This is a genomic window from Aeromonas sp. ZOR0002 (assembly GCF_963866995.1).
GTDB lineage: Bacteria > Pseudomonadota > Gammaproteobacteria > Enterobacterales > Aeromonadaceae > Aeromonas > Aeromonas caviae.
The window spans coordinates 1-611 of sequence record NZ_CAWMFQ010000392.1; the positions used below are offsets into that span (position 1 = coordinate 1).

Consider the following 611-nt stretch of genomic DNA (forward strand, 5'->3'; position numbering starts at 1 on the left):
CCCTGCATGTTCTCCAATATGGGGAGAAAGGAGTTTGATGATAATCGAGCTCGCAACAGTGAGGGCCTGCTCGATGTGTTGCAGAAAACGGGGATCTCCATCTTGTGGAAGGAGAACGATGGCGGCTGCAAAGGAGTCTGTGATCGAGTTCCTAACATCGAAATTAAGCCGAAGGATTATCCGACCTTCTGTGATAAGAACACATGTTATGACGAGGTTGTACTGCAAAATCTAGATGATGAGATTGCACGGATGAAAGGGGACAAACTGGTGGGCTTCCACCTTATTGGCAGTCATGGCCCAACCTACTACAAGCGCTACCCTGATTCTCATCGCCAGTTCTTGCCTGATTGCCCACGTAGCGATATCGAAAATTGTACTGATGAAGAGCTTACAAATACCTATGACAACACCATTCGCTATACCGATTTCGTGATTGCAGAGATGATAGCCAAGTTGAAAACCTACGAGGATAAGTACAACACTGCGTTGATCTACGTCTCCGATCACGGTGAATCATTGGGGGCATTGGGGCTTTACCTGCACGGTACACCGTATAAGTTTGCACCGGATGACCAGACCCGAGTACCTATGCAGGTCTGGATGTCACC

Annotated in this window: 1 protein-coding gene; it reads left to right on the forward strand. The window is 48.0% G+C overall.

What is annotated here, in order from left to right:
- Positions 1-611 (forward strand): phosphoethanolamine transferase (locus AACR77_RS21985; protein ID WP_042878876.1); only part of this gene is annotated, 611 nt, incomplete at both ends.